Raw genomic sequence first — 20,495 nt, forward strand, 5'->3', positions numbered from 1 at the left:
GTCCTTCACGAACGCGGCCACGTGCAGTCGGCCCGCGGTCGCCGGGTCGACGCCGTCTCGCTCGCAGATCAGCAGGTACTCGGCCAGGCCCCGGGCGCAGGCGTCGATCGTCCGCGGTGCCCGTCCCAGGTCCGTCCAGACCCTCAGCCATTCAGCCGCCAGCTCATGCCGGCGCAGGACCGGCCACTTCTCCTCCAGCACCACCGCGTTGTCCAACACGCCTCCTCAGCTCATGGGGAGGCCGCAGGATACGAGATCCATCCTGCGGCCCGTGATTCCACGTAACTGATAGGAACACCGTCTACGGCTACTTCGCCAAATGGGCGGACGAGGGCGTATTCACCCAGCTCAACGGCCTGCTCAGGCAGCTCTTACGGGAGAAGGAGGGGGGCGGAATGCCGAGCCGTCGGCCTTCGTGATCGACGCGCAGAGCGTCAAGACTTCCACCAGCGTCCCGGCCGCCGGCCAGGGCGTCGACACAGGGAAGAGGATCGTCGGACGCAAGCGGAGCATTGTCACCGACACGCTCGGACTCCTCCTCGCCGTGTTCGTCACCGCGGCGAGCGTGCAGGATTCCATCGCTGGTGCCCGGCTCCTCGATCAGGTCGCCGCCGGCCATCCCGGCATCCGAAAGGTATGGGGCGGCGGCGGATACCGACAGCATCTCGTCGAGCACACCGCGACCCTCGGCATCGACATGGGAATCACCGCCCGCAAGCCCGGGACCAGGGGCTTCACCCCGATCCCGAAACGCTGGGCCGTCGAGCGGACTTACGGCTGGCTCATGCTCCACCGGCGCCTCGCCCGCGGCTACGAGACCCTGCCCGCCCGCTCCGAAGCCGTGATCCACATCGCCATGACCGACCTCATGGCCGCCGCCTCACCGGCGAGAACACCATCTCCTGGCGCGACCCGAAAGAAACCAGCAAACCCCTCATCTCGGGATGAAACATCGGGCGAAAACGACCTCTGAGCGCCCGGGTAGACGGAGCTGTCACCGGCGGGGTCAGAGGGCTCGGGGAGCCACATCCGTTGAGGTTGACGCGCGGCGGCCGTCACGGGAGAGGTGGAATGATCAAGAATTCCAGGCCGGGACGATCTTTGTCGCGGCCTGACCTGTTTCCATTCGGGCATCCTCTATAGGCATCGGCCCGGCCCGAAATGTCTCGCAGCTGCCTCAAAAGCTCTGGAATCACTACCGAGGCTCTTGTTAGTAGTGATAGGCGATACCCGCAGCCCTGGAGCTCACAGCCTTCGGTAAACCTAGACGAGGATTTTCCCATGGAACCCACGACCGCGCTTGCCCCCTGGATGCAACATCTCACGGAGGCGGACTACGAAAAGCTTGCCAAGCTTCATGTGAGCATCGAAGTCCTCTCCAGCACCGGGAAAAGTGTGCGCCCTTTCGTGGATCTCGCCTTCAAGTACCTTGACCACATCGACGGCACTGGAATTCTCCGTGGCCAGTACGCCGACTTGCGATCGGGCAATGGTTCGGGCCTTTCCGGTAGGGACATGGATGAGGCGCTGGGCGCCGCGCTCGCCAAGTTTGTGACCACCCTACGGCAGTACGAACAGGAAGAGTTTCCCTATCAAAGCTGTCACAGGGCTCTGTACAAGGCTCGCCAGGGGAGCAGGAAAGCTCAGCAGAGCCGGGAATCGAAATTACTCAGCGATAGCATTGAACTGATCGCCAAGCTGGATTCAGACATCAAGAAGATAGCGGGCTGCTTGGACGATCTCCGGACACTGGCAGTTGCCGTTGAATGGAAGGGTGATTTGCGTTCGCTCAACAGCGCCTTCGCAGAAATGGGAGAACGCAAAGGAAGTCTTAAGCAATATGTGCGATACCTGGACGTGCAGCTACGCGATGCCATGAAGAACGCCGCGCCCGCTCTCGTGGACGAAACCGAGAAGGCCGTATCTGATCTTCGAGTATCAATAGAGAGATTCAGCGGCGAGCTGGAGAAAGCAGCTCTCGCCCTCGACAAGCACTGCACCAAGATCGCCAAGCAGTGCTATGCGAAGAACTTGCGCCATTACGACCCGGAACTGCAGGGAAAGATTGACCTGGGGGTGACGAGCGCCAGCATTCTATCGACGGCGACAGCGTCGCTTTGCGTCATCTTCCCTCCCTTGGCAGTCATCCCCATCGCAATCCAAGGGGTTTCCGCGATCGCGGAACACCTGGTTTCCATGAAAGCGGCCAACGATTTCGCTCGCAGTGGCAAGAATGTCGAGCGTGCTCTTACGCGTTCCGTGCTCGTCAAGAAGGCAGTGAAGTCGTCCGGGCGGCAGAAGGTGGAGCATTTCAGCGGCAAGGTGGCTGATGAGTTCGCTTACGCCAATGATGCGTTTGGTTACGTGACCAATTCCATTACCACCGTGTCGCCGTGGTCAGAGGGGGCCGGCCAGGTAGTGGAGGCAATTAGCGGCGTCGCGACATCATGCGCCTTGTCCGGTATCACACCGTTCGGCTCCACGATTCCCCTGACTATGCGGGCTCTTCGTGCCAATGAAACCGTCGAACGGCCGATCTCCGACGGGGAGGCAACGGACTTCCACAACGTCTACGGACACGTTGGCCACACTGGAAGAGGCGATCACGACATCGGCAGCAGTTCCGTCAATATTTCTTCTCGTAGCGACACGGGAAATACGTACGACCTGCTGGTCAATGACCGGAAATCGGTATTCGACGCCAGTACCAGTCTTTCCTTTTCAGACTCCGCATCCGAGGATACTTTTGCTCAGTTCTTTGACGAGTGGGCAGACACATCGGGAAGGGGAGCGACGCAACTGGTGGCCAACGAACTCGTCTATGACGCATTCGGTGATGTTTACAATTCTTGCATTCAATTCGATGCGATCTCGGGGACGTGGAAGGATTGCGAATACGACGCCGAGTCAAATACCGTGCGGGGTTTGATGACTGCAAGAATAACGCGTCACGTCTCTGTCGAATACGACAAGAGTATCCATCTGGAGCCGATGTCGTGGGAAGATGAGGTGCGGGTCTCCATCCATAAGGATGCGGGAATCCATTTCGAGTACATTCATGAGCAGCTGAGCAACAGTGGCGTGCCGACGATATTCCCCCTCCGATACTTCTATCCTCGAATTCTGGAAAACCCAATAACTGGAGCGAACCCTTTCCTCGACAAGGGGCTTGTCAAGCTGGAGCGGGACTTGAGGGGAAATCAGAACCTGACTCGACCAGTCCTGCAGAGCGACATAGCTGACGATCACGAATTCTACGACGAGTGGTACGTTACGGCATGCAGGGCCTTCAATATAGATTGATTATCCGAACCCTCATTCGAATAGCGTCGATCAAACTGCCAAGGAGTGAAGTATGGAAGCAAGGCAGGGCCTCGCCCTGGACGCCAAGGCGCACACATTCCTGCAAAATGAAGATTTTTCCAGTGCGGTCAATTGCTGGAAAGAGATCCTGGCCGATCCGAACCTGATGCAGGAATTTCAGGACGAGGGCGAGGGTGGGTACGGCAAGAAGGAAATCATGTGGAACATAGCTTTGGGGCTATACGCGCTGGAGAAGGACGACGCATGCAAGAAGTTGCTCCAAAAATTGTCACTAGAGGAACTCGACCTCTGCGAAGACGCTCAAATCATTGTTTCTGAGGTCGGAGTGAATGCACCGTGACATGAACGTGGAGGCGTAGCGACGCCACGGCCCGCGGCCCCTACGTACACAGACAGCCGGGGGTGCGACTGCCGAGCCGATCGCCGGCTCCACACGCGTACGACCGCAGTGGCGTCTTGTCCGACGGCCTTGGATGCCGCGGAGAAGCGGCGGTCCCCGCGTGAACACGGCTTTGTCGGCAGAGGAGCTCAGCCGGGGCATGGCTCGCGATCACGGCCGCTCCGAACGGGGGCTTGCAACCCTGGGCTGTGTCGGGAGCGGCGGCCTACGATGCGGCTCCGCACGCACCACGGGGGCCGACTCTGTGACAGCGTCGGCCCTTTCTCGAGAGACGAGCAGGTCCACTCAAGCGAGGCACGCAGGGTTGGTCGCTGGTCGTCGCTTGCGCGCGGGCGGCCCTCCTGGGTCAGCCGCAGGACAACGCCCCCGCGCGCTGCTTTGCGGTCAGGATGCGACGGACGCTTTGGTCCACCTGCGTACGGAAGGCCGCGTCCCGCGCCATCCGGTCCTGAACGGCCTTGGCCATTGACGGGATCACTTTCGGTTCGACTGTCAGAACCAGATCTCCGCCAGCCGACAAGAAGTTCAAGGCACGGTCGGTCGGGGGAACCGCCTTTACCGCCACCGCGTTTCCGAGGTCGTCCGAGATCACCACGCCTTTGAACCCGAGCGTCTTGCGGAGCAGCCCTTGGATCACCGCCGAGGAGAACACCGCCTGATGCCGCGGGTCGATCTTGGTGTACGTGGCCAGCGAGACCATGACGAAGGGCACGCCCGCTTTGATCCCGGATGTGAAGGGGACGATGCTCGAACTCTGGCTTGTCGTCACCGAGTCCACCACATTCGGCGTGGTGTCGGTGTTGCCGCGGACGTTGCCGAGCCCCGGAAAGTGCTTGAGCGTGGCCAGTACGTCGGCCTGGGCGAAACCTGCGGCGAACGCGTTGCTGTGCGTGGTCACTGTCGTAGCTGTATGGCCGAACTCGCGGTCGTACCGGCCGATCGGACCATTGTTCGTGCCCAGGCCGGCCGGAACGACATCGGCTACAGGCGCGAGGTTCAAATTCACTCCGGCGGACTTGAGCTGCTTCGCCCACACCGTGGCCGCGCTGCGAAGCTTCGCGGTCGGCCAGCTTCCCTGCACCAGTCCACTCGGGATGGTCGAGAACCCAGGACCGGACAACACCTGGACTTGGCCACCTTCCTGGTCGGTGGAGACCAGCAGGCCCACGCGATGGCGCGAACCGGTGTCTGCGTCGGTCTGAAGCCCATCGACCAGGGCCTTGGTCGCCGTCGTGCCCGACGTGCTCCGGCCGGCGAGAAAGACCGACCCGACGTGGTACTGGCGCAGAACCTGGATCCGCTCCTGGTCGGGCTTTGAGGCCGCGACTCCGCCCATGAAGAGCTGACCTACTCGTTGAGGCCCCGTCATCCCGTCGAGAACCCTGTCGACGCAGCTCCCGGTCGTGGCTCTACTCGCCGAGGCGGGTTCCTCTGTGACCTCGGCGTGCGAGGTATACGCGCCGCCGAGACACATCGCCGTCAACGAGAGCGTCAACACAGGGACAGGCCATGTTGGCCTTTTCCGCCTCTTGATACGGCAGGGTGCCTGCTGCGCTGTCATGTGGCCCCTTTCCGCTGCGGCGGACTGCGGACCGGGCGTCTCTTGAGAGATAGGGGTCACGCAGCCGGTACGACTAAACGTACCTCCGTTCGGCTGGGCTCGCCTCGCGCTCTTCCGGCAGTGGTGGCATGGGGCGGTACACGATCAGCTCGTTGAGCAGCTCGGACATCGAATACCTTCCGTTCCACGGACCGTGCCGGATGGTGCGGGCCCCGCTCCCCCGTAAGCGTCGGCTTTAGCGTGGCTTTGACTAATGAGGGGTGATGACAGACTTGAGCCCTTGACCCGGGGTGAACGAGCCGTGCAAGCATTCGAAGCCTCACTGGAAACTGAGTCTGACCTGAGTCCAGTTGGCGGAAGATCCCGAAGCCAGGAGGCAAAGACCGTTCCGATTTCGTCGGGTGAGTCTTCCGGGATCACATGACTGCCCACGATCGTCACGTGTGTCTGATTCGGCCCTGTCTGAGCGATGGCACGGTGTGTGTCGGGTCTCCTCGCTCACTGTCCGATGACAGACAGGCGAAGAGGCCCTCGGACTGGCGAGCTGGGATGGGACATACCCTTTCCAGCTCGGCGTTCCGAGGGCCTCGCTCGACGTGTTTCCGCCCGTGTCACCTGTGGTTTGCGGGTGGTGGCCCATGCCGGCGTGCGGACCCTTGACCCACACGGCACTGCTGTTCGCAAGCGGCGTCGTCGCCCGTCACCGCCCGCACACTATGGGGCGGTTCAGCAGCGATGCGGCTGAGCGATTACCGGCTGGGGGCTTGCCGGCGAACGTTGTCAGCCTGGGGGCCCTTCGGACCCTGCATCACGTTGAAAAGAACTTCCTCGCCCTCTTCCAGTGATCGAAAGCCCTGCGCAGCAATCGCGGAGTAGTGCACAAACACGTCAGGTGCACTCTTCTCCTGACGCGCGATAAACCCGAAGCCCTTCTCGGCGTTGAACCACTTCACCGCGCCGAGCACGTCCCGCTCGACATTCTGTTCCGACATGTAATACTCCAGACTGCTACTGACCCCCGAACCAGCCAGTGCTCTGCTCTTCAAGCTTCACACGAGCCGGCCGACCGTCGCATTGAGAGGGGTAGTGACGGTCAATTACCAATTTATCGCCCACTCCCGCGGTGGCCGCAATGCCTAATTGGGCAACCTATGGTGCGCCCAGGTGGGAACGACGAGCCTCCCGCCGGCTCCGGTGTAGACCTCTGGGTTGGCACGGGGACCGGTTGCGCTCCAGGGGTAGGAGCTCATGCGATGCGATAGGCCGGCTCGATCTGGCTTTTCTACGCCTCGGATCGCCTCGCTCTCACGACAAGAGTCACGGAGCTGCGACGACGTGAAGCTCCGTGAGGGGAGCTTCATGCCGCGGCGTGCTCTCGTCCGTCGGTGTATTCGAGGTGCGCTTCGCCATGCTCAGATACGGCGCTGTCAGGATCAGGTGACTCGCTCCACCGCTCGACGAAGCCTGTCGAGGCCTCGTGGGGCCGAATCGAGAGGCGTGAGCTGCCCCGAGTTTCGTAGAGTCCGGCGATCTTGTTTCAGGCGGACTGCGGGGTTTGCTCCTGGCTCCGCCAGAAGGCTTCCTCGTACTCGGCGGGCGGTACGTAGTCGAGCGCGGAGTGCAGGCGCTCTTCGTTGTGCCACGTGACCCACTGGAAGATCGCCCGCTCGACCTGATCGGCGTCCTTCCAGGGGCCCTGCATCTCGATCAGCTCGGCCTTGAAGGTGCCGTTCAGGGCCTCAGCCATCGCGTTGTCGTAGCGGCTGCCTGGTGCGTGGCTGCTTGCCGCGAACCGCGGGCTCATCAGCGCGTTCTGCGTTCCGTGACCGTTCGGCGCCTGGTCCTGCGGAATCGTCCGACTCCGCGTGCCCGCCGCGTGGGCGGTATCGCGTAGGACTAGGTCCAAAGTATGGCCGATCGCAGCGTGGGCTGTTCCCGTTCCGCTTTTGTGGGGCCGGGTGAGTGTCGTGAGCGGGCCTTGTTCGTGCCCGTCTCGTGGGGGGCGGTGTGCCGGTGAGGTCGATGCCGCGAGGGAGGCCCTCTTGTACATGGCGCACTCATCGATCACGATGACGCGCACCTGTCACACACGCTTTGTGCACGAGAACCTCACAAGGAGTTTCTTGCATGGCTTTACGCAACAGACCGTTACGCGCAACGCTCGCGGCGCTGACCTCGCTCCTCCTCTTCCCGGCCGGCATCGGCGTCGCGTCGGCGGCGGAGCCCTCCGAATCGACCGTCACTGCCGCCGAGCGCAAGATCGAGCCCGAACTTCGGGCGCAGTTCGACGACTCCGGCAAGGCCGTGTTCTGGGTCTATCTCGATGAAACCGCTGATCTGGGCGCGGCTGCGCGCCAGAAGACTCGGGCGGCCAGGGCCGAAGCGGTCTACCGGGCCAAGAAGGATCACGCCGAGCGCGATCAGGCGGCCTTGTTGAAGGTCCTGGACGCTGCGGGCGCCGAGTACACCTCCTTCTGGATCGTTAACGCGGTGCGTGTCACCGGTGGCGAGAAGCTCGCCGGTAGTCTCGCCGAGCGCTCCGACGTCGCCCGGATCGATGCCGACGATCGGCTCCTTCTCCCCGAGCCGGCGGAGGGGAAGCGGGAACCGGCTACCGACGCCGTCGAATGGAACATCGACCGTGTGAAGGCTGACCGGGTCTGGCAGGACGTGGGGGTGCGCGGTGAGGGCATCACCATCGCCAATATCGACAGTGGCGTCGACTTCCAGCACCCCGCCCTCGTGGGCTCCTACCGAGGTCGTAGTGCCGACGGCTCCTACAGTCACGGCTACAACTGGTTCGATCCCGCCGGGATTTGTCCGGGCGCTACCCCATGTGACAACAACGACCATGGCACGCACACCATGGGGACGATGGTCGGCGACGACGGAGGCACCAACAAGATCGGTGTGGCGCCTGGCGCAAGGTGGATCGCTGCCAAGGGCTGTGAGTCAAACTCCTGCTCCGAGGCGTCCCTGCTCGCCTCCGGTCAGTGGATCGTGGCTCCCACCGATGCCGGCGGCCAGAACCCGCGTCCCGACCTCGCTCCCCATATCGTGAACAACTCCTGGGGCAGTGCTGGAGGCAATGGCTGGTACCGCGAGGTCGTCGACACCTGGCGTGCCGCCGGCATTTTCCCTGCGTTCTCCAATGGCAACGCCGGCCCGAGCTGCGCCACCAGTGGATCGCCCGGCGACTACCCGGTTTCTTACAGCTCCGGCGCCTTCGACATCAACAACGCCATCGCCTCGTTCTCCTCGCGCGGCGCGGCTCAGGGCGGTATCAAGCCCAACATCGCCGCTCCTGGGGTGAACGTCCGCTCCTCCGTTCCTGGCGGTTACGAATCCTTCTCCGGCACCTCCATGGCCTCCCCGCACACCGCGGCCACTGTCGCCCTGATGTGGTCCGCAGCGCCCGTCCTGGAGGGGGACGTCGCCCAGACCGAGGCTCTGCTCGACAGCAGTGCCGTCGACACCGATGACACCACGTGTGGCGGAACCGCCGCCGACAACAATGTTTTCGGGGAGGGCCGTCTGGACGCTCTCGCGGCCGTTCTGGCCAGTCCGCGCGGCGCCGTCGGGTCGGCCACTGGTGTCGTTCGCTCCGGTGGCGAGCCGGTGGCCGGCGCAACGGTTACCGCCGACGGTCCCATCGACCGTACGACGACCACGGAGGATGACGGCAGTTACCGTTTCCCCGCTCTCTCCGTGGGCACGTACGCCCTGTCCGCAGCCAAGTTCGGGTACAGCCGCGAAACGGGCACCGTCGATGTCGTCGAAGGGGCGGCCGCGACGGCCGACTTCACCCTTACCCAGGCGCCTTCCGGCCGGTTGACCGGTGTCGTGTCCTCTTCTGCGGGGCCGGCTGCCGGCGCGGCAGTGACCGTTGTCGGTACGCCGGTCACCGCCACCACCGATGCCGAGGGTCGCTTCGAGGTGCCCCTCCCGCACGGCGAGTACGAGGTCCGGGCCGCGCACCCGTCCCGGTGCCTGACCAGTGGCTCCAGCAGGGTCACCGTCGCCGATGACACTCACGCGGCGATCACCCTGCCGGATCGCACAGACGCCTATGGATACGCCTGTGCCATGGCCAGTGACCGCCCCTACCGGGGCGGCGACCAGCGCATCGGCCTGACAGGTGACAACTCCACCGAACGGGTGGCCCTTCCCTTCCCGCTGCCGTTGTACGGCAAGACATTCGAGCAGGCGTGGATCTCCACGAACGGCACGATCAGCTTCGGTGGTGCTCACGGCGGCGACATCAACAGCGGCCTGCCCAGCACAGCGACCCCGAACGCCGCACTGTACGCGTTCTGGGACGATCTGATCGTCGGTGACGCCGACACCAGCTCCGGCGTCTTCACGTCGGTCACCGGGAATGCCCCGCACCGCACCTGGGTGGTTGAGTGGCGCGATGTCGCGCACTGGTCCGCTCAGGCCGACACGTTCTCGTTCTCCGCTGCCATCGGAGAGGACGGAACCGTCTCCTACCACTACCGCGGAACCGGCGGAACCGGCCTGAAGGGCGGCTCTTCCGCCACGATCGGTGTCGAGAACGCCACCGGCACCGACGCTTTCGCCTACTCCTTCAACACACCGGTGATCACCGACGGCCTGTCTGTGGCCTTCCGCACCACCCGTAGCGGTGTTCTTTCCGGCCGGGTCCTCGACGCCAACGACGGCAACGGCGTCGCCGGAGCGACCGTCACGGTCAAGACCGGCGACACAGCGGTCACCGCCACCAGCGCCGTCGATGGTGGATACGTCGTTCAGGCCCCCTCCGGCCCGTCGACCGTGAGCGTCACCGCCCCCGCCTATCAGACCGCGCAGAACGCCCTGGACATCCGGCCCGGTGGCGTCACCGCCTTCACCAGTTCCCTGCGCACCGGCAAGGTGACGGCGGCCAGGTCCACTGTCGAGTTGGTGGTGCCCCCGAACCAGAAACGTACGCGTACCGTCGACCTCACCAATCCCGGCCTCGACACGAGCTACACCGCCACCGAAGAGGCTCCCTGGCTGACTGTCACCCCCGCCGCCGGTGACCTGCCCACCGACGGCCGCAGCGCCCTCACCCTCGCCGTCGACACCACCGGTGTCGCCCCCGGCACCGTCCTGACCACCGGCCTGCGCATCACCTCCGCGAGTGGCCGAAGCCCGGAGCTGGCCGTTCCCATCAAGGTCGTCGTTCCGCGCTACCAGGTCGCCCTGGACGCCGGATCCGACAAGGCCGGCGTCGATTCCCTCTCCGACGCCTGGTCCCCGGACCGCAAGTACACTCCGGGCTCGTACGGATACCAAGGCAGCACCTCGGTGAAGTCCACCAGCCGCGCCATTGCGGGCACACAGGACCAACGACTGTTCCGCGATGCCCGCCAGGGCATGTACGAGTACCGGTTCGACAACGTGCCCAACGGTACATACACCGTAGAGCTCGGCTTCGCGGAGCTGTCCTCCACCAAACCAAACAAGCGCGTATTCGACGTTCTCGCTGAGGGCACCGAAGTGCTCCCGGCCCTGGACATCGCGCTGGAGGCCGGAACCTACACGGCCTTGAACCGCACCTACACCGTCACCGTCACCGACGGAACACTCAACGTCAGATTCGTCAGCCACACGGGCTTCGGAAAACCGTTGCTCAACACCCTTCGGGTGACCGAACGCCCCGACAAGACATGACCGTGCCCTAACGGCACGGTCCACAGGGCCGGTGTCCACTTGCCCAACCGGGAAGGGGCACCGGCCCACTACAGCGTGTGGGCCGCACTGCGTCCAGACGCTCTCACGCCCGGGCAGGACGCGTGACGCATACCCCGCGGGCCACCCCACCTCGCCCTCACCAGCGGTCCACGGTAAGGGTGCGGTCGGCGTGGGCAACGACCGCTCGATTCACGCACGTTCTTCCTCCCGCGACACGAACTGAGCGTCGACGCCGGCGCTCCACGGCCTGCCGAACGACGCCTGGTGGCAAGAGGCACTTGAGGCAACCGCACCATCCCGTCAGGTCCCTGAACGAGCGGTGGGTCGACCGGCCGGATGGGCGTGGTTTCCTCTGTGCCGGCCAGGTGGCGGAGGACGACCGAGAGCGTGCCGCAGGGGCGAGCAGTAGGCGAGGTCAAGGCCCTGGTTTGTCGATCCCCCGTAGCCGGATCGCGACCACGTCCCGCACTGGCTCGCCTGTCGACGGCACCGTGCCGTAGCCGCGGCTACGCCATTGTTCGTGGCGTCAACGGCCCGTGACGTCGCTACCAAGCGTGTTGCGGCCGTCTGCGCATTCTGTAGGGGGCGAACCACGCCCGGTCCGCGATCTTGATCACCAGGTGTTCCGCAGTGAGGGATTCGGTGAAGGACTGCGGGACTTCTACCGCGGTGTCCTGTACGTCGAACGTTTCGATCGCCCCTACCTCATGCGGATCAGTGAGAATGAAGCGGTTGAGACCGCCCCACCTTCGGTCCCGTATCTGAATGAACCCGGGGCCTTTCATCCAGGCACATCTACCGAGGTAGTATTCAGATCGCCACACCTCAAGCGTTTCTTCAGCGTTTTCGATTCCTTCCATTGCGCCGGGCGGGTAAAGATGGCTCAGAGTCTGCCATGGCGGCGCCTCTTCACCTAGGCTCACTTCCCATTCGACGCACATACCCAAAGACGTGAAGTCCCTTACGAGGTCCAGTGCATAGACGGAGTCAGGTGCACCTTCTTCCGGGGTGAACGAGATCGGCTCCGGCATCCGAACACATCGGGCACCCTTCTCCCACAGGAACACCGCACTTGCCGCCGAGGGCCCGGAGATCTCGACATCGCCCAGGCTCATTCCCTTCAGAGAACGGCTCACTACGGAGTAGTCTCTCCAGCAGCTGACGGTCATGGGCGAGCCTGCGCCGGTTCTCTCCTTCACAGGCTTGGCCGCGTTCCGGGTCGGACGATGGTTTCTGCTTTCTGTACGACTCGTTTCACTAGCGGCGCTCTCCCGCTCCAGGCAGTTCAGCTTGAGCAGTTCTTGGTTGTTGGCCTCGGGAACCACATGTATGTACATTCCATCGTCTTCGAAGATGATCCCGAGTTCCTGCCATCGGGCTATACAAGACCGCACTCGTGCGTCTACGAGTTCCATCGAGGGAAGCTCTTCCCTGGCTTTCCTTTTCAGCACTTCGATGGTCCGCGGCTGCTCAAGCAGTCGGAATACGGCAAGTTCCAGTGGATCTTTGACTTCGTATTCACTCCACGGGAATGACCGACGGCCGTTTATCAGAACAATACGGTCTCCGAAGTCCACGGACACGAGGCGACTCGAAGGATAGGCGTCTATCCATTCCTGGAGTCCGGCATTGAGCCTGTCCACCACGTCGGATCCGATTCCTCGATTCGGCGCGTCGAATACATAGGCGAGATCGAAGAGCTCATTCTCCGGCAAGTCGTAGGTGGCTCGATAGGACTTGGCGGGCCTCAGCGGGAAGAACCCAAGTTCAGGCTTCTCGAAATAAGGGCTGAACCGCTCGATAGTGATCCGCCCCGACTGGCCCATAGGCGGCTCGAGATGATGCAGGACCGGGAGCTGGTCTACGACGCTGTCATAGTCCAGAGATTCCTCACCCGCGAAACCGTGCAGGTAGTTCCACGCTATGGAGAGTCCCGCCGTCTGCCCATCGCGGAGTGTCCTGACGTTCTGACATCCGGTCACCCCCTTGTCCATCAGACGCAAAACACGGCTGCTGAGACTCTCGATCCCGGGCTGCACAAAAGTCATCCCTGCATCCGACAAAAGGCGAAGCTGGTGACTGCGCAGATTCGATTTCACTTCAACATGGAATCGAACATCATATTCACTATCGATTATCAACGGGAGGAGGGAACCGAAGTACTGCATATCCAGGATGTTGTCGACAATTGACACGTCGAGGATCCGATGGCGCCTCAACTGGTCCACGATCTGCGTATAGAAGGTTTCACCGGCCTTGCTGCGGAATTGCATGAACGACCCGTTCAGGCCGCAGAAGGTGCACTGATGCTTCTCGCCCCACCAACACCCGCGTGATCCCTCCAGAACAAGGCAGGGTGATCCCCAGGATCGCGCAGCGGACGCATCGAGGCGATCCGTATAGCCATCGAAATCGGGCGGCAGGAGAGCGCTCGGCGGCAACGGACCCACAGGTATGCTGTTCGCTATGGAACGGCCGGACGAGTCTCTCCAGCAGAGAGATCCTATGACTTCTGGTGAACGATTTCCGGCTACCACGTCGAGGAGCTGCGGAAAGGCCACCTCACCTTCCCCGCGAACTACATAGTCCACGAACGGGAAGTTCCGGTGCGTCGCCGCGCCCTGCTCGGCATCAAAACTGGGACCGCCCAGCACCGTTCGGATACGAGGATCGATTTCCTTGACATACCTGGCGACCGCCAGTGCCGCGGTGACCTGCTGAAACATCGCCGTCAGCCCCACCACGTCAGGCTGAGAGGCAACTATCTTCTCGGAAATGTGCCGAACAAATTCGGGTGCGAGGGCGTGCAGCTGCAGAGTCTTCTCGACCAGGCCGGCCTCGAGCTCGCCCGCCATCTCCTTCTTGAATTCTTCAACTCGCCATCCCGGATCCCCATAGAGCGCGGAGGAGAATACCCAGTCACCAATCCCGAGGAAGTAGGAGTAGAAGGAGTAATACTCGTAGTCATTTGAATCGAAGTCCGTTTTCGAGCAGATCCAGTCGATATAGTCCAGATTGGCATGCAACACCTGGGCCTCACTGCCTGGACCATACTCATTGACGGACGTCTTCAGAATACCGAGCGCCAGAGAGGGCAGGTCAACAGGGGCCCATGGCATGTTGGCAAGAAGCACTTTCATCAGAATCACCTATCCGGTGAACTGTTCGGTGTCTCCCCCTCGACGCTCTCACCGCAGGTGAAACACGCTCCGAGAAGAGTGAGTATCCTGCGCTCTCGAATGTCCCGTTACTCGGATCCTCCCTCGCTGCGTTCGGTCGAGTCCTTCTTCTCTTCTCTGTTCGACGCGGCCCTCTCCGCCGGCCGACCAAGGTCTCCGGAATCCAGTGCCGCGTCCTTCCGGGAACGCTGCCCCTTCCGCTTGTCAGGATCACCCTCGGTAACATGCTTGCGCATGATCTTTTCCTTCCGTGAGGACCGAATCCCCACTCTACGCTTCCCGGCTACGCTCCGCCTGCCGCGAGCAGCCACGATCACACCACTCCCATATACCCATGCCGTGTCAAGCCGCCGACGCAAGCGACGAGTTGGGTGACCGTGAGGAACAACGATCCTTTTCAGGGATCTACTTGAATAGAAACTGTGGGCGCTTCGTCAGAGGACACGAGGAATCCCCAATGACCTTCGGGGTGTTTGAGAGCGGCGCTTCATACGCCAACTCCTCGCCCAGAGCGCCCCGTTGATTATCCATCCTGCAGTACTGGACCTGCCGCGCGCACTCGCGGAATGGCGCCACCGATCGCCACCGGGAGGGTGACCGCAGATACGATCTCCGCCCGTCCCGGCGCGTGATCGTCGCACTGATCTACGTGCACCATCACACTGCGCTGACCCGGATCACCTCTGGCTTCGGCATCAGTGCGAGCGCCCCCTCACGCCTTCATCCCTACGATCACCGCCCTGCTCGCCTGCAGAGCACCCGCAAAGCAAGTGGGCGAGTGCACGCTGCTCAGCGGCACCCTCGCCGAGCGCGACCGAGTCGGGCGGGCCGGGCCGACTACAACAACGAACACCGCCATCACAGAGCGAACATGATGCACCTCATCATCGGTCTCATAGGCAAGCTTCGTAGGGATCTCCGAGTCTGCCCGGACGCATCCACAACCTGACCGCAGCCCGTCGACATCATCGTCGTCTGCACCCACCTGAGCTCCTCGCCCGGCGATCACCCGCTGGCGACGGATCAACGGCCCTCGACGGGTTCCGGGCTTGGGCGGCGGCCCCGTGAACAACTGACACGGGCCGCCTCAGGAGGCGTCCTGTATGCGCCCACCCGTACCGTAAGTGCTCCTCGCCCCGGCGCTCGGCAACCCATGCCGTTCGGTCACGGCAACGCCGGCCGGAGCGCTCGCTCACGGTGCCGGGTTCACCCTGCTGCTGGCCGACGTTGAATGGCGCGGGCCACGGGCACGGCGGGGGACTGGGGTCGGCGGTCCTACCGGCACCCATGGCACATGTGCTGGCCGCTGGGCGGGCAGCGGCACGAACGCGCACTGGCGGGCCGCTGCCCGCTGGTTCTCAACTCTGGGGACATGCCGTCACACTCAGCGCCAGCTCCCCGGGCCGGGGAGGCCTTGAGCCTGAACGCCGCGGCGATCGAACCGCGCCGACACGCCACCGCGCTTAACGGCTCCGGGCCGAGGACGTGCTCGTTCCCCTGGCGGAGGCCGGAAGGCAAGAGGTTGGCGTAGGTCGATCGGTGGTTCATCGGGGGGATGGAATTCAGGACGCTTGGACGAACGGATGCCCCTTTTGGCGCTCTGGGTGTGGGCCAGTGAAGCAGTCGCCTGGCCGATCAGGCAGAGGGGGCACTCCATTACGGTTGATCTACCGCTTTCTCTGTTGACGCCGGTATCGAAGATGTCACTTCGGAGGGATCATGCGCTCACATTCCGCCAAGAACGAAGCCCTGCATGCCAGGTGGGCCGATTGGAAATACTGCGGGCGTGACATAAAGGAGTTGCGGCGCAAGATCTTCGTACGAGAGCAGAACTTCCCGGAGCAGATAATCGAGGATCACAGAGATATCTCCGGACTGCACTTGCTCGCCTACTACGGGGAGCGCCCTGTAGCTGCGATCTCTGCGTACATATATCCCCAGGGTAACCCTTGGATTTCCCGACTTGGATTTAATGGAAGTCGTCTCGCGGTACACCTTGGCAGGAGAGCCGAAGACAGGGAATTCCGTGGTCGACAGATAACGGAGCAGCTTCTCTCGGCGGTAATCGTCGAAACCTGTGAGCGGTTTCATCCCGACCTTTTCGCGGGGACGTTGCAAGGTGTGCACAAGCGGCTGGCTCCTCGGTATGCCGATTTGGGGTTCGAAGTCGGGCACAGCGTGGACCTGGCAGGAGTGGACACCTTGATCGTGAAGGCAGAGGGCGAGGGAGGTGTCGACGCGTTTCGACGCAGGCACGCAGAGTCGCTTCTCCTTCAGAAGAACCCCCTCTCCATCCCTCCCCTCCCGTACAGGTACGTGAGGGAATCCGTGCTTTCCTTCGCCGGCTGAGGTATACGGAGGGCTGTTGACTGTCCGGGGCGGGCACTTCATCGGGAATCGCCCCAGGGCCGCTCGGTCGCGGCTCTGTCTGGCGCGGAAGGCGAGACAGCATCGTCTTCATCAGCGCCATTCGACTGATCGTGGCCTGGCAGTCGCCTGCCCGCGTGCCCATGCTCAGACAGCTGACCGGCACCCTCGGTATGGCTGGAAGCATCCTCGGCACGGTGCCTCTGTCGTCGGCGCTCCATGCCTTCGGTTGGACCACCACTTTCACCGGAACGGCATCGCCCGACTTCACGTCGGCCGACGGGGCGAGCACTGGCCACTTCTCCTCCAGCACCACCGTGCCCAACACATCTCCTCAGTCCGTGGTCGTACCGCAGGGAGACAATCTCCGCTGCGGCCAGATTCCACGTAACTGATACGAACGCCGTGCGCACCGCCCGGCCCATTTCCCCGATCGCTTGGTAGGTGGGGTGCTTGGGACCGCCGCGGGTGAAGCGCTGTAGGACCTGCTCGGCCTCGGGCGATGCCCAGACGCAGGGCGGTGGTCCCTCGAACGCGTCGGTACCGCTGGCCTTGTCGTCCTCGGAGGCTGCGGAGCCTGTGCCGTCTCCCTCTTCGCCATCGGGCTCACGCTCGGCCTCGCCGGTCCGCACCTCGCCTTCCTCCCCGTCATTCCCATGATCCTCATCGGGACCTGGAGAATCATCCACTGGAAGAAGCGGTTCGACCCTCAACACTGACGGTGACACTCGTCGCGCCGCCCTCCCAACACAGAGCGTGTGTTGGAGTACGACGCCGCAGGGCAGCCTCGTATGACTCGCCCGGGTGTGAAACCACGTGACGGCGGCCAGCTCGATACCCCGCCCCTCTACACAGGCTCTCCGTTCCTGTTCTGCCCCACAGCTGTGCGCCTTGGGTCCCCATCCCCCGACGCACTGCCGGCACGGCTATCGGGCCCGTCAGCCTCTCTGGCTAGAGCCGTTCCCCCCCGCCAGGGGCCGATCGGCTGACAGTACTGGGGGCGTCCGCTCGGCACTCTGGAAGCGCTGGCTCGAACCGCAATGTGCAGCACACCGAGCATCCGTCAGGAGCCGACTGTCTGCCTGTGCGGGAAGCGCCCGCTCCATTGAGTCCCGAGCCGCGAGGCTTCCTCTCCCCCGGCACGGGCCTGCCAGACGTAGACCCGGTACCGCACGCCCCCTCACGAAGGCGAACACCTTATGAGTGACCGCACCATGACTGCGGCCGATACGCCTGTCGCCGGCACCCCCCACGTCGATGCCGGAGACGCCGGGTACCGCAAGGACCTCAAGTCGCGGCACATCAACATGATCGCCATCGGCGGCGCCATCGGTACGGGCCTCTTCCTCGGAGCGGGCGGCCGGATGGCCAACGCCGGCCCCTCGCTCTTCATCGCGTACGCCCTCTGCGGCATCTTCGCCTTCTTCGTCGTCCGCGCGCTCGGCGAGCTGGTCCTCCACCGGCCCTCCTCCGGCGCCTTCGTCTCCTACGCCCGCGAGTTCATGGGCGAGAAGGGCGCCTTCACCGCGGGCTGGCTGTACTTCCTGAACTGGTCGACCACCGCCATCGCGGACATCACCGCCGCCGCAACCTACGCCCATTTCTGGGCCATGTTCAGCAATATCCCGCAGTGGGTCCTCGCGCTGATCGCCCTCGCTGTGGTCCTCACCGCCAACCTGATCTCGGTGAAGTACTTCGGCGAGATGGAGTTCTGGTTCGCGATCATCAAGGTCGGCGCGCTGCTGCTCTTCATGTTGATCGGCATCTTCCTCGTCGTCACCCAGCACGACGTCGGCGGCCACACCCCGGGCCTGTCCACCATCGCTCACCACGGCGGCATCTTCCCGAACGGCGTCATGCCGATGCTGCTGCTCATCCAGGGCGTCGTCTTCGCCTACGCCGCAGTCGAGCTGTGCGGTGTCGCCGCCGGTGAGACCGAGAACCCCGAGAAGATCATGCCGAAAGCGATCAACTCGATCATGTGGCGCGTCGCCCTGTTCTACGTCGGCTCCGTGGTGCTGCTCGCCCTGCTACTGCCGTACACGGCCTACACCGGCGACCAGAGCCCCTTCGTCACCGTCTTCAACAAACTAGGCATCCCCGGCGCCGCGAGCATCATGAACCTCGTCGTGCTCACCGCCGCCCTCTCCAGCCTCAACTCCGGCCTCTACTCCACCGGCCGGATCCTGCGCTCGATGTCGATCTCGGGCTCCGCGCCCAAGTTCACCGGCGTGATGAACAAGGGCGGCGTCCCCTACGGCGGCATCCTGCTCACCGCGGGCTTCGGCATCGTCGGCGTCGTCCTGAACTACGTGATGCCCGGTAAGGCCTTCGAACTGGTCCTAAACTTCGCCTCCATCGGTGTCATCGGCACCTGGGGCATGATCATGGTCTGCTCGCTGCTGTTCGTGAAACGCGCCAAGGAAGGCCGCCTCACCCGCCCGGCATACCGGCTGCCCTGGGCCCCCTGGACGCAGATCGTCACGCTGGTCTTCCTCGCCTCCGTCCTCGTCCTGATGTGGATGGACGGCGGCATCAGCCGCACCACCATTGACTGCCTGCCCCTGATCGCGCTCGCCCTCGTCGGCGGCTGGTTCACGGTCCGCAACCGGGTCCGGCGGATCGCCGCCGAGCGCCAGGACTCCTGCCCCGAGCGGCCAACCGGCTAAGACCGTCCTACCTTCTTGGTCGGGTTGAGCGAGATTCATAGGGTTGGCTCGCCCAGGGGGCGGAGTGTGGCTTTAGGACCGCCGCTCTCGTTGGCAGGGACACCTGGCCGCTCGACATCCCGCGACGACTCGGCCACTGGTGCTTCGAGCCGGCGCCTTCTACGGCTCCGCCCTGCCCCGCCCCAAAGCTTGACCAAACCGGCGTCCGCCGGGGCGGGAGCGGTGGGGCCGGTGTTGGTCCGGACGCGGGGCAACTCCCAAAATTGCCCCATCAGGATCGCTCGACCCACTTGGGTTCTTTCTATGGCCACACCCCCGAGAACGGAAGCGACGCTTGTTCCGCAAGCATGGGCACGACAGCCTCGCACTCGAATCCACCGACCATCGCGAAGCCGATAAGCCCTCACCGACCGGACTCTTTGGGCAATACGATCAGCACGACCGTCTACCTCCGCTCCTCGCCACCGGAACTTTTTCTCCCTTATGGTCGAGAGTGACTTCGGCAGTGGTTTTCCGCGCCGACACCGGACCTGTCCCCGGCAGGGGAACTTCTCGCACCCAAGGCGCCCGATAACACGCTCGGCCGACGGCGCGAACTCCGAGATGAGGAATCAAGCATGACCATGCCACTACCAAGCGAGTGCGTCCACCTAAGGAAGCTCGCTCACATAGATCACCCAAAACTCTGTTTCACATGCTGCACTCTGTACGGGTCCTGGAAATTTGGAGACGATAGCGGATATTGGAGTATTGGCGACCACGAGGAACTGCAAATCTGCGAGGACTGCATTACACACCTCTTGCAGACGAATCCCAAATGCCCTATCTGTCGGGCAGACCTCCACACCGGCGATGCCGCCCCGCCTCTCCACCACCAGGAAGCGCTCACTGCCGAGGAGTTGGAGGCGATCGCGCTTGACCAGCAGGTCAACCCTCAGGTCGTCGCGTGGTACCAGGAGAATGATGTTCTTCTTGAGAATGACAACGGTGCCCAGTACACCCACGGGCAGGTCCAGGACCGCTGGATCAACGAGAGCGACGACGAGCACGACCGAGTAATCGACATCGACATCGATGCCAATGACGACTATGTCATTGAGAGCGGCGGCGACACGCGCTGATCTGCGGAGCCACCGATGGCCCCAGAACCGCCCGTAGGCCAGAGGACATCAGTCCCCGACGGGAGAGGCTCCTGTCTGTTCGTCAACCGGCTTCGGCTTAACGGGGTTGCTCCTGCTTCCCCGGGGACGTTCCGCGACGCGGGACATCCCCGGTTAGGGCAGAGGCGGCGAGGTGCC

10 protein-coding genes and 1 pseudogene are annotated in these 20,495 nt (G+C 63.3%); 7 read left to right on the forward strand and 4 right to left on the reverse strand.

All coding sequences use genetic code 11. The features are described from left to right. Nucleotides 1–293: 293 nt before the first annotated feature. From ACIQMR_RS31630 to ACIQMR_RS31640, 3 genes and pseudogenes are all read left to right on the forward strand, one after another. Nucleotides 294–948, forward strand: a pseudogene (locus tag ACIQMR_RS31630) (IS5 family transposase); the annotation flags it as partial. 333 nt (nucleotides 949–1,281) lie between these two features. Further along, nucleotides 1,282–3,303 carry a hypothetical protein gene (locus ACIQMR_RS31635; RefSeq protein ID WP_401394539.1) on the forward strand — a complete coding sequence of 674 codons (2,022 nt, stop codon included), beginning with the start codon at nucleotides 1,282–1,284 and terminating at the stop codon, nucleotides 3,301–3,303. Nucleotides 3,304–3,355: 52 nt separating this feature from the next. Beyond that, entirely contained in the window at nucleotides 3,356–3,664 is a 309-nt protein-coding gene (locus ACIQMR_RS31640; protein WP_401394542.1) for a hypothetical protein, read from the forward strand. A gap of 406 nt (nucleotides 3,665–4,070) precedes the next feature. On the opposite strand, the gene ACIQMR_RS31645 is transcribed toward ACIQMR_RS31640, so the two are convergent. The 3 genes from ACIQMR_RS31645 to ACIQMR_RS31655 form a co-directional block, all read right to left on the reverse strand. Further along, a complete protein-coding gene (locus tag ACIQMR_RS31645) occupies nucleotides 4,071–5,285 on the reverse strand; it encodes a glycoside hydrolase family 3 N-terminal domain-containing protein (RefSeq protein ID WP_401394545.1) in 1,215 nt (404 codons plus the stop codon). A gap of 749 nt (nucleotides 5,286–6,034) precedes the next feature. Beyond that, the gene (locus tag ACIQMR_RS31650; protein ID WP_401394548.1) at nucleotides 6,035–6,277 is read right to left on the reverse strand and encodes a cold shock domain-containing protein; all 243 of its coding nucleotides are present in this window, start codon (nucleotides 6,275–6,277) and stop codon (nucleotides 6,035–6,037) included. Between the two features lie 545 nt (nucleotides 6,278–6,822). Continuing rightward, nucleotides 6,823–7,335, reverse strand: coding sequence for an integrase core domain-containing protein (locus ACIQMR_RS31655; protein WP_401394646.1), 513 nt, complete (start codon nucleotides 7,333–7,335; stop codon nucleotides 6,823–6,825). Nucleotides 7,336–7,412: 77 nt separating this feature from the next. On the opposite strand from ACIQMR_RS31655, the gene ACIQMR_RS31660 reads away from it, so the two are divergent. After that, on the forward strand, nucleotides 7,413–10,961 hold the full coding sequence (locus ACIQMR_RS31660; protein WP_401394551.1) for a S8 family serine peptidase: 3,549 nt from the start codon (nucleotides 7,413–7,415) through the stop codon (nucleotides 10,959–10,961). Nucleotides 10,962–11,527: 566 nt separating this feature from the next. Here ACIQMR_RS31660 and ACIQMR_RS31665 read toward each other — a convergent pair. Then, on the reverse strand, nucleotides 11,528–14,122 hold the full coding sequence (locus tag ACIQMR_RS31665; RefSeq protein ID WP_401394554.1) for a RiPP maturation radical SAM C-methyltransferase: 2,595 nt from the start codon (nucleotides 14,120–14,122) through the stop codon (nucleotides 11,528–11,530). Nucleotides 14,123–15,880: 1,758 nt separating this feature from the next. On the opposite strand from ACIQMR_RS31665, the gene ACIQMR_RS31670 reads away from it, so the two are divergent. The 3 genes from ACIQMR_RS31670 (at nucleotide 15,881) to ACIQMR_RS31680 (ending at nucleotide 20,318) form a co-directional block, all read left to right on the forward strand. Continuing rightward, a complete protein-coding gene (locus ACIQMR_RS31670; protein ID WP_401394556.1) occupies nucleotides 15,881–16,510 on the forward strand; it encodes a hypothetical protein in 630 nt (209 codons plus the stop codon). 1,217 nt (nucleotides 16,511–17,727) lie between these two features. Beyond that, entirely contained in the window at nucleotides 17,728–19,197 is a 1,470-nt protein-coding gene (locus tag ACIQMR_RS31675) for an amino acid permease (protein WP_401394559.1), read from the forward strand. A 617-nt stretch (nucleotides 19,198–19,814) separates the two neighbouring features. Next, nucleotides 19,815–20,318 (forward strand): hypothetical protein, encoded by a 504-nt coding sequence (locus ACIQMR_RS31680; protein ID WP_401394562.1) that lies wholly within the window; start codon nucleotides 19,815–19,817, stop codon nucleotides 20,316–20,318. The last annotated feature ends 177 nt before the right edge of the window (nucleotides 20,319–20,495 follow it).

Origin of the sequence: Streptomyces sp. NPDC091376 (assembly GCF_044757085.1) — a bacterium.
In the GTDB taxonomy this organism is placed as follows: Bacteria; Actinomycetota; Actinomycetes; order Streptomycetales; family Streptomycetaceae; genus Streptomyces; species Streptomyces pratisoli.

Coding starts and splice junctions, on each gene's coding strand:
- ACIQMR_RS31635 (WP_401394539.1), top strand. CDS start 1,282: ATGGAACCCACGACCGCGCTTGCCCCCTGGATGCAACATCTCACGGAG.
- ACIQMR_RS31640 (WP_401394542.1), top strand. CDS start 3,356: ATGGAAGCAAGGCAGGGCCTCGCCCTGGACGCCAAGGCGCACACATTC.
- ACIQMR_RS31645 (WP_401394545.1), bottom strand. CDS start 5,285: ATGACAGCGCAGCAGGCACCCTGCCGTATCAAGAGGCGGAAAAGGCCA.
- ACIQMR_RS31650 (WP_401394548.1), bottom strand. CDS start 6,277: ATGTCGGAACAGAATGTCGAGCGGGACGTGCTCGGCGCGGTGAAGTGG.
- ACIQMR_RS31655 (WP_401394646.1), bottom strand. CDS start 7,335: ATGTACAAGAGGGCCTCCCTCGCGGCATCGACCTCACCGGCACACCGC.
- ACIQMR_RS31660 (WP_401394551.1), top strand. CDS start 7,413: ATGGCTTTACGCAACAGACCGTTACGCGCAACGCTCGCGGCGCTGACC.
- ACIQMR_RS31665 (WP_401394554.1), bottom strand. CDS start 14,122: ATGAAAGTGCTTCTTGCCAACATGCCATGGGCCCCTGTTGACCTGCCC.
- ACIQMR_RS31670 (WP_401394556.1), top strand. CDS start 15,881: ATGCGCTCACATTCCGCCAAGAACGAAGCCCTGCATGCCAGGTGGGCC.
- ACIQMR_RS31675 (WP_401394559.1), top strand. CDS start 17,728: ATGAGTGACCGCACCATGACTGCGGCCGATACGCCTGTCGCCGGCACC.
- ACIQMR_RS31680 (WP_401394562.1), top strand. CDS start 19,815: ATGACCATGCCACTACCAAGCGAGTGCGTCCACCTAAGGAAGCTCGCT.